Origin of the sequence: Bradyrhizobium sp. SZCCHNS1022 (assembly GCF_032484835.1) — a bacterium.
In the GTDB taxonomy this organism is placed as follows: domain Bacteria; phylum Pseudomonadota; class Alphaproteobacteria; order Rhizobiales; family Xanthobacteraceae; genus Bradyrhizobium.
This window is the reverse complement of the sequence record NZ_JAUETT010000002.1, coordinates 364,103-377,269: the sequence shown is the minus strand read 5'-3', so window position 1 is coordinate 377,269 and position 13,167 is coordinate 364,103. Positions and strand designations below refer to the sequence as shown.

11 protein-coding genes and 1 pseudogene are annotated in these 13,167 nt (G+C 60.0%); 3 read left to right on the top strand and 9 right to left on the bottom strand.

Annotated elements, in window-relative coordinates; genetic code table 11:
- Positions 1-380: 380 nt before the first annotated feature.
- From QX071_RS15255 to QX071_RS15245, 3 genes are all read right to left on the bottom strand, one after another.
- Complete coding sequence (locus QX071_RS15255; protein ID WP_315703535.1) at positions 381-1,733, bottom strand: IS1182 family transposase; 1,353 nt, start codon at positions 1,731-1,733, stop codon at positions 381-383.
- A gap of 198 nt (positions 1,734-1,931) precedes the next feature.
- Entirely contained in the window at positions 1,932-2,687 is a 756-nt protein-coding gene (locus QX071_RS15250) for a hypothetical protein (protein ID WP_315703534.1), read from the bottom strand.
- A 174-nt stretch (positions 2,688-2,861) separates the two neighbouring features.
- Positions 2,862-3,416, bottom strand: coding sequence for a hypothetical protein (locus QX071_RS15245; protein WP_315703533.1), 555 nt, complete (start codon positions 3,414-3,416; stop codon positions 2,862-2,864).
- Positions 3,417-3,528: 112 nt separating this feature from the next.
- On the opposite strand from QX071_RS15245, the gene QX071_RS15240 reads away from it, so the two are divergent.
- Entirely contained in the window at positions 3,529-4,512 is a 984-nt protein-coding gene (locus tag QX071_RS15240) for a cysteine synthase A (protein ID WP_315703532.1), read from the top strand.
- Between the two features lie 167 nt (positions 4,513-4,679).
- Here QX071_RS15240 and QX071_RS15235 read toward each other — a convergent pair whose 3' ends face one another.
- Entirely contained in the window at positions 4,680-5,039 is a 360-nt protein-coding gene (locus tag QX071_RS15235; protein WP_315703531.1) for a hypothetical protein, read from the bottom strand.
- Positions 5,040-5,300: 261 nt separating this feature from the next.
- Positions 5,301-5,507: a hypothetical protein gene (locus tag QX071_RS15230; protein ID WP_315703530.1), complete on the bottom strand. Its 207-nt coding sequence runs from the start codon at positions 5,505-5,507 to the stop codon at positions 5,301-5,303.
- 11 nt (positions 5,508-5,518) lie between these two features.
- Between QX071_RS15230 and QX071_RS15225 the strand changes: the two genes are divergently transcribed.
- Positions 5,519-5,641, top strand: coding sequence for a hypothetical protein (locus QX071_RS15225; protein ID WP_315703529.1), 123 nt, complete (start codon positions 5,519-5,521; stop codon positions 5,639-5,641).
- A gap of 149 nt (positions 5,642-5,790) precedes the next feature.
- On the opposite strand, the gene QX071_RS15220 is transcribed toward QX071_RS15225, so the two are convergent.
- From QX071_RS15220 to QX071_RS15210, 3 genes are read right to left on the bottom strand one after another with little or no spacing between them, the layout of a single operon-like run.
- Positions 5,791-5,991: a hypothetical protein gene (locus tag QX071_RS15220; RefSeq protein WP_315703528.1), complete on the bottom strand. Its 201-nt coding sequence runs from the start codon at positions 5,989-5,991 to the stop codon at positions 5,791-5,793.
- The gene (locus QX071_RS15215; protein WP_315703527.1) at positions 5,984-8,692 is read right to left on the bottom strand and encodes a PAS domain S-box protein; all 2,709 of its coding nucleotides are present in this window, start codon (positions 8,690-8,692) and stop codon (positions 5,984-5,986) included. Before QX071_RS15215 ends, QX071_RS15220 begins: the two co-directional genes overlap by 8 nt.
- Positions 8,689-9,894 carry an ABC transporter substrate-binding protein gene (locus tag QX071_RS15210; protein ID WP_315703526.1) on the bottom strand — a complete coding sequence of 402 codons (1,206 nt, stop codon included), beginning with the start codon at positions 9,892-9,894 and terminating at the stop codon, positions 8,689-8,691. The genes QX071_RS15215 and QX071_RS15210 overlap by 4 nt, the downstream gene beginning before the upstream one ends.
- A 150-nt stretch (positions 9,895-10,044) precedes the next feature.
- On the opposite strand from QX071_RS15210, the gene QX071_RS15205 reads away from it, so the two are divergent.
- Positions 10,045-12,111: a PAS domain S-box protein gene (locus QX071_RS15205; protein ID WP_315703525.1), complete on the top strand. Its 2,067-nt coding sequence runs from the start codon at positions 10,045-10,047 to the stop codon at positions 12,109-12,111.
- On the opposite strand, the pseudogene QX071_RS15200 reads toward QX071_RS15205, so the two are convergent.
- Positions 12,095-13,140: pseudogene (locus QX071_RS15200) on the bottom strand (IS630 family transposase). The gene QX071_RS15205 and the pseudogene QX071_RS15200 sit on opposite strands and share 17 nt — an antisense overlap.
- Between the last annotated feature and the right edge of the window lie 27 nt (positions 13,141-13,167).

Sequence of the window (13,167 nt, the reverse complement as noted above, 5' to 3'; positions counted from 1 at the left end):
ATGATTTCCGAAAATACGAAACAAGAAAATTTTTCACGCGAGGACTGGACAGGCTGATTTGCGTTGAAATCGCTGGCGAACTTCGTGTTTCGGCGCAGCGGCTTGAAAGCGAATTTTGCGGCTGCATGCGATCTCGCTCCCGGCAAGACCGATCGGCCCGTCCGGTTCGCCTCCCCCAAGCGTCGCCCGCCAACGGGCCGCACCGTCGCCTCAAGGCAGCAGCTATCGATCTAGCCCGGACCGGAGTCCGCGTGAACCTCACCTGCAGACATCGGCGCTTTCAAGCGTGTGGTCAGCTTAGGGCCGATTCCGTTGAAAAAGTCGGCAGTAGTTTCGTCGTGAACGCCAGCTGTTTCGAGGACGAATTGGCGCGGTGTGGTTCACGCGGGCGTCGGTGTGGACATCGGGATCAGCTTGGCCATCTTACGAAGATTTTGAGCGGCTGCAGCCAGGGTGAACTCGTCGCGTGCGCCGTTCGGCCCTCTTAGTCGCAGCCGATCCAGCTTGAGGATGCGCTTGAGATGCGCGAACAGCATCTCAATCTTCTTGCGGAGCCGGCGTGAAGTGCGGCCTTCCCATGAGCTTGCGATCTCGCGTGCCATGTCGCGAGCGCCCTCGTAGATCGAGCGCGGCACTTTTCGGGCCGGGGTGTTGGGGCAACACCTGCTTCTTAGAGAGCATGCTTGACAATCGTGCTTGCTCGCACGGTAGAGGACCGTCGTATCGTTGTTCACCAGCGTCCCTGTAGTGGTGAGGGGTTTGCCAGCGGGGCAGCGATAGACGTCCCTGGTATGGTCGTAGGTGAAGGCCTCACGCGAGAAGGTCCCGTCGGTGCGGGCCGACTTGTCGAAGACGGTCACGTGCGGCTCGATCCCCTGCTCGTAGACTAGCCAGCCAAGCATCTCAGCTGAGCCATAGGCGCTGTCGCCGAGAAGCCGGCTTGGATAAAGATCGAACCTTTCGATTGAACGCTCAATCATGCGCTTGGCGGCCAATACTTCTGCCTGGCGGATCGCCGTGGTCGCTTCGACATCGACGATGATCGCATTCTCGATGTCGACCAGATAGTTCGTCGAGTAGGCGAAGAAGGCTTGGCCGCCGTGCGCTCCCGTCCAGCGCGCCGCCGGGTCGGAGGGCGACACAAACTTGGGCGTGACCTCCGTCGCGGCACCGAACGCGGCATCATCAAGAACGGCAAGGTACTCGTCGATCGCTCGACCCGCAGCCTCCGGCGGAAGCCCCTTATCGCCTTCGATTCCCTTCTGCCGATTGGCATCCGCCTTGATCAGGCTCGCGTCGACTGCGAACCCTTCGCCGCCGACCAGGCGCTCCCGGATGCAGCGGCGCAAGACGGTCTCGAACACGCGACGGAAGAGATCGCTCTCACGGAAGCGGCCGTGCCTGTTCTTCGAGAACGTCGAGTGATCGGGGACAGTTCCATCCAGACCCAACCGGCAAAACCAGCGGTATGCCAGATTGAGGTGGACTTCATCACAGAGGCGCCGTTCCGATCGTATGCCGAAGCAATAGCCGATCAGGAGCATCCTGATCATCAGCTCCGGATCGATCGAGGGCCGCCCGATGTTGCTGTAGAACGGCGCCAGCTCCCGCCGTAAGTCCTCAAGGTCGACGAACCTATCGATCGACCGCAGGAGGTGGTCGGCGGGGATGTGCCTTTCCAGCGAGAACTCATAGAACAACGCAGCCTGTTCGACTTGCCGATGCCCCATCATGACCTTCAGTCCTGCCCACTAGACAGACTGAATCACCGATATCTCTGCGTCGCAACCGCTGACTTTTTCAACGAAATCGGCCACAAGCAGACGTGCACTTACATCCAACCATTGCTCGCGCCCAGTTCATTGAGCGGTCGCGACGAGCCTCTCGCTCGGGGGGGGGGCGGCCAAGAGATGACTGGCTCCCGGGTGCGGCTATGCCGCCGTATCCTGGGTTTTCAATGTGCTGGCCAGAAAATACGTCTCGCGCACGATCTGGTTGGTGGGCACTCTTGCATAGTCGGAGAGGATTTCAACCAATACTCTCCACATATGGCTGTCCCGCGCGTCTGCCCCTTGTTTGACAAGACGGCCGTAGCTTAAGTTTGCTGTCTTTGCGGCGAGAGTTCCGAGCGTGCGGCAGGTCTTCGGCAGGCGACCGGCATCGCCCCGCACAAGGACTAAACCGGCGACCAACCCTCCAACAAGCAAAGGACCGGCGGCACTGGATAACGGCTTTGGGAGTGGTACAGAAAAGATCGCCGAACACAGCGCCAAAAGGAGCGCCGCCACGGCACCAAAAATCACGAGCGCGATGAGGGTGACACCGAACCTGCCCACTAAGCTCAAGTCTGGCCGGGGCAGCCTTAGGCCTGACTTCTCCTCTAGTGACTTCACAAATGACTTTGTGTAAACGCGGTGAAGCGGCGACAGGTTCGATGATGGCGATTGTCCGATGTCCACCGGCAGATCGTTCAGCGCGCGCCGGATTCGATAAAAGGCCATCGCACTTGCACATTTTCGATCTGCGTCGCCGCAGTGCACCTTGCTCCGCAAGAGATCAAACATCTGGCCAACGCTGAAAATGTTTTCGGCCTCAGCGTCTAATATCTTGATGTCGAATGCGCGTTCGATCTCGATCACGACCTCGGCCGGATCAAGTTCATCATCCAATCCCAACGTCTTCAGCACGCCAGCACCTCACGCGCAAAGGTTCACGACAATAGTGTCAGCGAGCTATTCGTTCGCCATGACCGGAAGCATGCCGCCTTGCGGTGATTTCCGCAACGGGTCAAATGCGCTCCTTCGGTCACATCATTGCCTGCTTCCGGTTGAACTCCGGAAGCGGAAATCGCCGGCGCGGGTCTAGGTGATGGACGACATCGCAAGCTTAATCCGGATGACGAAGCCGCCGAATCTGCGCGGCCCTTGCAAAGGGATGAGATGAGAGGGGCGCGAGAAATCACCGGGGCGATCTTCGCCGGTTTGGGAATAGCGCATGCTGCCATGCGCACCTTCACAACCGATTGGTCGAATGTATTTCAACCTGCTGATGTTACAATCCGCTTGATCGACAACGCCAGTTGGCTTGCCTTTATAGCTTTTGCCGCCGTCGCATTCAGACGATTTTCCTACAGATGGTTGCGGACGATCGCCGCATTCCTTGCGCTTCTTCTTCTGCCGATCGTTGCTTTGCTGTTGTTTGGCCGGTACGGAGGACCCATCCTCGAAGTTATTCCTATTGATTGGATGGCGACACTGCCCGCCATTATGCAAATCGCTGTTCCTGCGATGCAGCTGGGCATTGCCGGTTTTGTCTATCGTTGGAGCGTACGCCGGGAACGGGGCGCGCTTGCGGCCGCCAGCACGAATCTCGTCATCTAAATAGATGAGGACACTGGCAAGAGAACGGTTTGCCAATTTATCCTCTGAAATTGACCACGATCTTGCTCGACCAGTTGCAAGAATAGCATCAAACACTTTTCGGCCGGCCCTAAGATGAGATTACAAACAGGCAGCGGGGCCGACAGCCATGAGTGTTCGATCTGGCTTGATTGAAGCTATCGGCAACACGCCATTGATCAGGTTGCGCGCGGCCTCGGAGGCCACCGGTTGCGACATCTACGGCAAGGCCGAATTTCTCAATCCGGGCGGCTCGATCAAGGATCGTGCGGCCCTCGCCATGATCAACGACGCCGAACAACGTGGCCAACTCAAGCCGGGCGGCGTTATCGTGGAAGGCACGGCCGGCAATGTCGGCATCGGCATTGCGCTCGTGGCCAATGTGCGTGGCTATCGTTCCGTGATCGTGATGCCCGACACGCAAAGCCAGGAGAAGAAGGACATGCTGCGGCTATGCGGCGCCGATCTGCGCCTGATACCCGCCGTGCCCTATTCCGATCCGGGCCACTATGCCCGCTATTCCGGTCGCCTCGCCGAGGAACTGGGCGGATTCTGGGCCAATCAGTTCGACAACGTCGCCAACCGCGACGGACATTATCGGACGACCGGTCCCGAGATTTGGGAGCAAACGAAAGGCAAAGTGGACGGCTTCACCTGTGCCGTCGGCAGCGGCGGGACTTTGGGTGGAGTCGCACGCGCGCTCAAGGAGCGAAATCCGGGCGTGACGATTGCGCTCAGCGATCCAATGGGCGCCGCCCTCTACAATTGGTTTACCAGGGGTGAGCTGACGACAGAGGGCGACTCGATCACTGAGGGTATCGGCCAAGTCCGGGTGACGAAGAACCTTGAAGGCACGCCGATCGACATGGCCTACCGGATCGCCGATGAGGAGGCATTGCCCGTTTTGTTCGACCTGATCGAGCACGAGGGGCTGGTCCTGGGCGGTTCAAGCGCAATCAACATTGTCGGCGCGATGCGCCTTGCACGCGACCTTGGTCCGGGCAAAACCATTGTCACCATCCTCGCGGATGGCGGCCAGCGCTACCAGTCCAAGCTCTTCAATCCCGACTTCCTGCGCAAGAAGAACCTGCCGCTACCGTCTTGGATGAACTGAGACGGTGATCTTGTTCATTTCGCCGAGCAAACGCTCTCCGGCCCTGGTCCTGCGTCGAAGCGATCTTCAGCTTCGCACGATCCTCATGCGAACATTCCCGGTCGCAGGCCACGGTCCGCGCGTAGTTGGCTTAAGGCGAGAAACGGACTTCAACCCGCCTCACTCCGCTACTTAGCGACGAACCAAAACACCCAAGCCACGAGGCAGGCGAACACCAGCCAAGCGAGCATGCCCCAAGCCTCTCGGGAAGTATCTATTGAGTTCCAAGCCAGTACCCAAAGAATTAGATACGCTAGAGTGACGGCCCAGAGGCGCCAGACCCCGATGCGAGTGAGTAGCAGATAAACCAGGCCGCCGTAGACTAACTGGAGGGCCAAGGCGCTGCCAATTGTCACCCCCGCCAGACGAGAAATTCCTTTCAGACCCGGATAGACACCGTCTAGTCCTGCCCAAAATATCATGAACGCGACAAAAGCGATCGAGAAGGCAGCACTGGATGCAAGCCACGCGATCAAAAAATCGCTCATAATAGCCTCAACGTGCAGCGCCGGTCCTTTATCGCAATTCCCCTCTTCCGCTTAGCCAAGCACGGCGGAATCAGTGCTCCGCCTTAGCTAGGTCAATCGCGTCGACTCGTCTGCAGGGTGACGATATCGATCCGGCCAAACTAACTGACATTCCAGCAGCACATATGTCTGCTGCCCCGAGGACAGAATGACGTAGAGTTTGGTCGCGAGACGAGGCCGCTCAGCTTCTGCCTTGACCTGCAAACACACCCATTCGTACGATCATTGTCCCGCTTCTTCATCTGCCGGCGCGGCTTGCGGCGGCACGATCAGCGCGACCACCCTTCTCGATACGCCGGGCATGCCCAGCAGATGGGCCTGCGCGACGAACTCGTGCCGGACGACGTTCCCGGCGCGCGCGGCGCTGCAAAATGCGGGGCAGCGAAGCCGCAAAATTTCAATGACCGCGCAAGATCGTTTCTGTGTCACGCAGTGTGCGTGTGCCCGATCTAGCGCGGTGGCTTGTTGATGAGCAGCCCAAACAGGCCAAGCTGCGCCACCTCGGCGGCGAACTCCTCGAATTCGACTGGTTTGCTGACGAAGGCGTTCGCGCCGAGCTGTAGGCTTCCGCGACGTCGCGATCTTCCTTCGAAGAGGTCAGAACGACGATAGGAAGCAGCTTCAGCGCATCATCGGCCCAGACCTTGCGGATGACCTCAAGCCCGCCGACCTTGGGCAGCTTGAGATCGAGCAATACAACCTTAGGATGCATCTAGGCCGCATTGCGGGCGGAGACCGCACGGTCGGCATAGGCGCCCCTGGCGAACAGGAAGTCGAGCGCCTCAGCGCCGTCCTTCACCCACACGAGCCGGTTGGCCAGATTGTTCTTCTTGAGCGTGCGGATGCAAAGCTCCGCATCGGCTGCATTGTCCTCGACCAGAAGGATTTCGACCTGGGTGTTTGCATTAGGCATGTGAGTCCTCCCGGACAGGCAGAGTAAAATAGAACGTCGCGCCCTCGTTCACCCTGCCTTCGGCCCACACCTGCCCGCCATGCCGCACGACGATGCGCTTGACGATAGCGAGCCCGATGCCGGTGCCAGCGAATTCGGAACCATGCAGCCGCTGGAACACGCCGAACAGTTTGGCGGCGTATTGCATGTCGAAGCCCGCGCCGTTGTCCTTGACGTAGTAGGTGGTTTCGTCTTTGCCGGCTGTCGATCCGATCTCGATGACGGCGTCGGGCTTGGGCGCGGTGAACTTGATGGCGTTGTCGATCAGATTGGTCCAGACCCGCCGGACCATGGCCGGGTCGCCCTGCGCCGGCGCCAGCGGCTTGATGTCGAAAGTCAGTCTGCGCCCCGCGACGGCCGGCGCCAATTCCTCGATCACGGCGCGAACCGCCCCATCCATATCGATCCGCGCCGGCGCGATCTCGCTGCGGCCTGCCCGCGAAAACGCAAGGATGTCGTCGATCAGCCGGGCCATCTTGACCGCGTTGTCGCGCACGACGTTCAGCACCCGCTGGCCCTCGGCGTCGAGCTTGCCGGAATAATCCTCCAGCAGGATGCGGGAGAACCCGTCGATCGCCCGGAGCGGCACTCTGAGGTCGTGCGAGACCGAATAGGCAAATGCCTCCAGCTCCCTGTTGGTCGCTTCGAGATCATCGTTCGCCGTGGTCAGTTCCGCCGTGCGCATCGCGACCACCTCTTCGAGGTGTTGGCGCTCTTTGCGCAATTCCTCCTCGGCCTGCTTCAGCTCGGTGACGTCGCGCTCGATCGCCGATGCGCCGATGATATGCCCCGCGTCATCCTTCACCGGAGACATCGTCAGCGACACGTAAATTTCCTTCCCGTCTTTCTTGCGTCGCGGTGTCTCGAAATGCAGGATATGGCGTCCTTCCCGGATCAAGGCGAGATTGCTTGACATCTCCTGCCTGCGCCCGGGCGGCATCAGGACCGAGACCGACCTGCCGACCACTTCCTGCGCGGTGTAGCCGTAAATCAGCTCTGCGCCCTTGTTCCAGCTGGTGATGACGCCCTCCAGCGTCTTGCCGAAGATCGCATCGTCGCTGGACTCCACGATCGCCGCAAGCTGCGCGTTCCGCTGCTCGATCCGCTCGCGCTCGGTGATGTCCCGGAACGTCACCACTGCCCCGGTGACTTTGCCCGCATCCAGGATCGGAGTGCTGATGAATTCCGCCCGGAAGCTGCTGCCATCCTTGCGCCAGAACAGCTCTGTCCCGCGAGTGACCATCCCCCGTTTGAACGCTGAATGGACCGGACATTCCTCCTCCAGGTAGGGGCGGCCATCCGCCCTGGTGTGATGGAATTTGCTATGACCGTCTTGGCCAACGAGTTCCTCGATGGTGAAGCCAAGCAATTGCGATGCCGCAGGATTCACAAATGCGCATCGGCCGTCACTGTCCAGACCGCAGACGCCTTCTCCCACAGAATCCAGGATCAGCCTGTTCTGCGCGGCCAATTGCGCCATCCGCAGTTCCGCCTTTTTGCGCTCGGTAATGTCCTCGGATATGCCGAGAAGGTACAGTGGCTTTCCTTCGTTGCCCTCGATCGAGATTTTCTTGGTATGCAGGATGATCCGGTCGCCTTGGCCCCTGCTCTTGATCGTCTCTTCCGGGATATCAACGGGTCCTTTCTTGCCAAGCACTTCACGATCCTTTGACGTGAAAAAGTCCGCTTCCTGCTTCGGAAAGAAGTCATAATCGTTCTTCCCGAGCAGTTCTTCCCGTGAACATCCCAGAAGTTGCTCGCCGGCCTTGTTGATTCTCAGGAATCTCAGCGTCTGCGCATCCTTTATGAAAATCATGTTCGGGACGTTCTCCACGATGTCATCGAGGAATTTCTCGCTCCTTCGCAGGTCGCGATTCAGAAGGACCAGCGCCTCGTGATTTTTGGCGATCTCCTTAGCCATCCGATCAAAGCCCGCCCCGATCTGAGCAAGCTCATCCTTCCCCACGAATCCTGTCCGAGCAGCGAGGTCTCCGGCGGCAAAGCGCGTGCTCGCCGAGACGAGCTGACCGACTCTTTTGGTGAGCACCAGGTGCAGGAAAACAACGAGCAGCAGGAAGCCGCCGCCATAAAACCCCGTCACGACAAGTGCCTGTCGCCCCAACTCATAGCGCCGGATTCCCTTGGCGTAGGTGAGGTCATAGCGCAGATACACCAATCCCACCCGGTTCGGCCGGATCTCCCCCTCCTTTGCGCCGAGGATGACCGGATAGTAGGCAGAGATGAACTGGCGGTCGTCAGATAGGGAAACCCGTGCGTTCAGGGTCGCACCGATGTCCCTCGAAAATGCTGCATCCACGTTGGGCAGGGCCCGACCGATGGGGACCCCAATGAGCTTCAGGCTGGTGGAGCCGACGATGGTCCCCGCATCATCAACCAATACAAGGACCGCAACGTTCGGGTTTGATCCCCTAAGCGCAATCGCCGACTGGACCCCCTCCCAATCTCCCTTGCGCAGGCTGTTGTCGATGCTTGCCTGCAGTTGGCTCATGTCCTGTGTCACGAGGGCAAGCGCCTCTTTCTCTTCCTCAGCATCGGCCACTTCCTGAGTGTGCTTCATGGTGAGTGTTTCAGCCGACAGGGCTAGCAGGAAAAGAAACGTTGGAATGGTCAGGCGTAGCGGAAACCCAGTGAATAGGTTCATGGCCTGGCATCCTCGACAAAGCTGCCGTCGAGCAACCCCTTCAAATCCGGCGGTCGCACGATCAGCCGGCTGGTCAACATCACTTCGCCCAGCTGCCGCGTTGTGCGGACGAGGGTCGGTGTTGAACCTGCGAGCATCGAGCGGTTCTCCTCGATATTGGGGAGGTGCAAACCCTGAATCGCTTTTTGAAAATCGTCGGCGCTAATCCGTTCTCTTGGAGCCATTAGGGAAGCAGCTTGGTTCCGATCTTTCCGGATGAAGTCCAGAGCCCTGAACCAGCCGCGCACGAGTTGGTTGACTTGCGCGCCATACCTTGCCGAATACGTCCGCCTGACAACAATGACGTCGACGATTTCGCCTGGGATTTGGCTGCTGTCGAACAGCTTCCGTGCGCCAGCTTCCAGGAGCCTTGTCCGCGTCGGCTCGAAGGTTACCACGGCATCCACGCGCCCCTCCTTGAACGCCCGCTCATGTTCAGAGACTTCTAAGGAAACCGTACGTACATCGCCCAACGTCATTTCTGCGGTCTGGAGTGCCCGGGTCAGCATATAGGCGCCGAGGGCGGACGCCTCCACGCCCACCCGTTTCCCCTTCAGGTCGCGGAGGCTTGATAGCGCCGGTTGCGCGAGAATCACGTCGCCGCCCTCGGAGATGTCGAGGACAAGGACAATGCTCAAGTCAGATGTCATCTCACCCAATAGCAGCACCTCGTCGAGTGTCAGGGCCGCTGCGTCTATCGCCCCGTTGCGGAACGCCCGGATGGATTCGGAACTCGACGTGTATTCCACCAGCCTGATGCTTTCGGGTGAAAAATAACCCTGCTGGCGGGCTAGGTAGAGCGGCTCGTAACCCGGCCAGATGTTGGTGCCAACCCGGAGCGGCGCTTGTGGCTCCGGGGTGCAGCCGGCGCCTGCCAGGGTAACGAGAACGACCAGCAACATCTTCAGCCATAAAACCGGAGCAGTTGCACGCCAATTGCAAACAATTGTCATTGCAGCCCGAGATAGTCGTTTGCCAGCCCTCTCCATGTATCCTAAATCAGCTTCGAGATTGTCCCGCTGCCAGCTACTTTCGTCTGATTTCATTTTCGTTCTCCCAAAGCCTTCTCCAGTTCCTTCAGGCTCCTGTGCATCCACGTAGGTAAGTCGGGGAGTGCGGAAGGCATTTTCAGCGGCGGTTTTTGAACCGCCAGTGTCTGCCAAGCAGAAATTCTGAACGGACGGTGGCCCCGGTGGCTGACGGCCCGGCAGCTCTCGATGGCTCGATATCAATGTTGAGCCAGATCAACGCCCTTCCCCCAAAAACCACAATGAATAGACCAAAGTTGCAGTCGACGACACCTTCTATTTCAGATGGCAGCGGCGACGCCGCGAGCCACTTTGCCCGGACTGCCAAGCTCTTTGGCGAATCCACGCACGCAACCCGGCACACCGCTCTCGCTCGGCGCAGGCATCCAACGGATGAGTTCGGCAATGAGCGACGAAGACGCAAAACTGTTGAAGGAACGTTCAGCCGCGTCCGTGCAGAGCGATGAATCCTTTCGTCTGCTGGTCGAGCAGGCGCCGGACGCCATTATCGTTCTCGATCTGGATACGAACCGCATCGTCGAAGCCAACCCTAGCGCTGAAAAGCTGTTCGGATGCGCGTTGGATGAACTGCTGAAGCACGATCTGCGGGAGTTCTTCACGCCGTCTCAGCCGGACGGGCTTCCGGTCGCGCAGAGTTTCCAGTCGCACGTTGCGCAGGCCGTTGCCGGCGAGGCAATGACGTTCGAGCGCGCCATCCGCAACGCCCAGGGGCAGGAGTTCATCTGCGAAGTACGGGTGAACACGTTGCCTTGGGCTGGCCGGAATTTGCTGCGTACCAGTTTCGTCGATATTTCCGAGCGCAAGGCCGCGGACAAGCATCTGGCGCAGATGGAGAGCAAGTACCGCGGGCTGCTGGAGGCGGCTCCAGACGCGATGGTGGTGGTGAACACGGGCGGAGACATCGTCCTGCTGAACGTTCAGGCGGAGAGGCAGTTCGGGTACCACCGCGATGAACTCCTCGGGCAAAAGGTGAGGAACATCATTCCGGAGGGCTTCGTGGAACGGCTGATCGCGGACAGTCTTCGCCCCGTGGCAGAGGCGCTGGCGCAGCAGATCGGCATGGGGATCGAGCTCTGCGCACGGCGCAAGGACGGAAGCGAGTTTCCGATCGAGCTCATGCTGAGCCCGCTGGAAAGCGCCGAAGGTGTCCTGGTGACGGCGGCGATCCGCGACATCAGCAAGCGCAAGGCGGCGGAAGAATCGCTGCGGCTCTCCGAGCGCGCGCTGAAGGCCTTGAGCCGGGGAAATGAGGCGCTGGTGCGCGCGGCCGACGAGGGCCGATTGCTGAGGGAAATGTGCCGCGTCATCGTGGAGACCGGCGGTTACGTGATGGCATCGATCGGCTTCGCCGAACACGACGAAGCGAAGACGGTTCGCCCGGTTGCGTGGGCGGGGCAGGAAGCCGGATATCTGAAGGCGGCGCGGATCAGCTGGGCCGACACCGAGCACGGCCTGGGGCCGACTGGTTCGGCGATCCGAACCGGCGAGCCGCAGGTCAATCGGAGTTTCGCGACGAGTTCGCAAATGGTGCCGTGGCGGGCGGAAGCGCTGGAGCACGGCTACGCATCGAGCCTGGCGCTGCCGCTCAAGGTCGATTCCAAAATCATCGGGGCTCTCACGATCTACGCTGCGGAGGCGGACGCCTTCGACGGCGACGAGTTGCGGCTGCTCGGCGAATTGGCCGATGATCTCGCTTACGGCATCGCCGCCTTGCGTGCCCGGGCCGACGGCGAAGCGGCCACACAGGCGCTTCGCAAGAGCATGGAAGCGACCATTACGGCGCTCGCCAGCACGGTGGAGTTGCGCGACCCGTATACCGCAGGCCACCAGTATAATGTATCGCTGCTCGCGGCTGCGATCGCCCGCGACATGAAGTTATCGGAGCACGATATCGAGGGCATCCGTCTCGCCGGGGTGGTGCACGATGTCGGCAAGATCAGTGTGCCGGCCGAAATTCTCAGCAAACCGGGAAAGCTCAACAAGGCTGAGTTCGAACTCGTCAAGATGCACGCGCAGGCCGGGTGCGACATCATCAAGGGCGTGGCCTTCCCCTGGCCGGTGGCGCAGATGATCCTGCAGCATCATGAGCGGCTGGACGGTTCGGGCTACCCGCACGGGCTCAGAAACGATGAGATTAACCTCGGCGCCAGGATTCTCGCCGTGGCCGACGTCGTGGAGGCCATGACGGCGCGCCGTCCCTACCGCGAGGCGCTTGGTCTCGACGTGGCCTTGGCCGAAGTCGAGGCGGGAAAAGGAACACGTTACGATCCGGTCGCCGTGGACGCCTGCCGGGCCTTGTTCAGGGACGGCCGATTCAGCTTCCCATCATGAGCGTAGTGTTGTGACTCCAACGCTTATTTCGCTTTGGCGACTTTCTCGAGGATTTGGCTGGCTGACTTGGTGCGGCCCGCAATTCGGCGACGCTTTTGAAGGCGCCACGCCGGATGCGTTTTCGGGTGATTTCGGCGAAGAAGCGTTCGACCATGTTGAGCCAGGATGCCGAGGTGGGCGTGAAGTGCAGGTGGAAGCGCGGATGCGCCTTGAGCCAGCGCTGGACGCCCAGCGTCTTGTGTGTCGCATATTGTCAACGATGAGATGCAGGTCGAGACCGGCGGGAGTTCTTTGATCGATCAGCTTGAGAAAGCGCAAGAATTCGCGATGCCGGTGGCGCGGCATGCAAGCTCCGATGACGCTGCCGTCCAGCATGCTCAAAGCCGCGAACAGCGTCGTGGTGCCGTTACGCTTATAGTCATGGGTCATCGTGCCGGCGCGGCCCTTCTTCATCGGCAGGCCGGGCTGGGTACGGTCGAGAGCTTGGATTTGGCTTTTTTCATCGACGCACAAGACCAGCGCTTTGTGCGGGGGATGGAGATAGAGCCCGACGACGTCCTCGACTTTGGCGGAGAAGTTCTTGTCGCGCGAGACCTTGAACGTCTTAATGATATGCGGCTTCAGCCCATGCGCATTCCAGATCCGCTGGACGCTACTCAAGGAGATGCCGGCGGCTGCCGCCATGCTGCGGCCGCTCCAGTGGGTCGCATTCGGCGGCTTCTCGTGCAGAGTCATGTGCGCCACGCGCTTGATCAACTCGGGCGACAGCGGTTTTACCCGCGACGGACGGGTCGCGTCCTTCAAGAGCCCCTCGGCCCCTTCGGCCGTATAGCGTTGGCGCCACCGACGCACCGTCAACAGGCTCTTGCCTACCGTCGCCGCGATCGCCTCTGCCGTCATCCCTTCGCTTGCAGAAAGCACGATCTGCGCTCTCCAAACAACTTTTTGCGGCGTATTCCGGTCTCGGACCAGCCGCTCCAATCGCTCACGATCGGCGGCGCCGATCGAAATCTGTTCGATTTTCCTCATCGGCACAGATTCGCAAGTCTGAGCCGA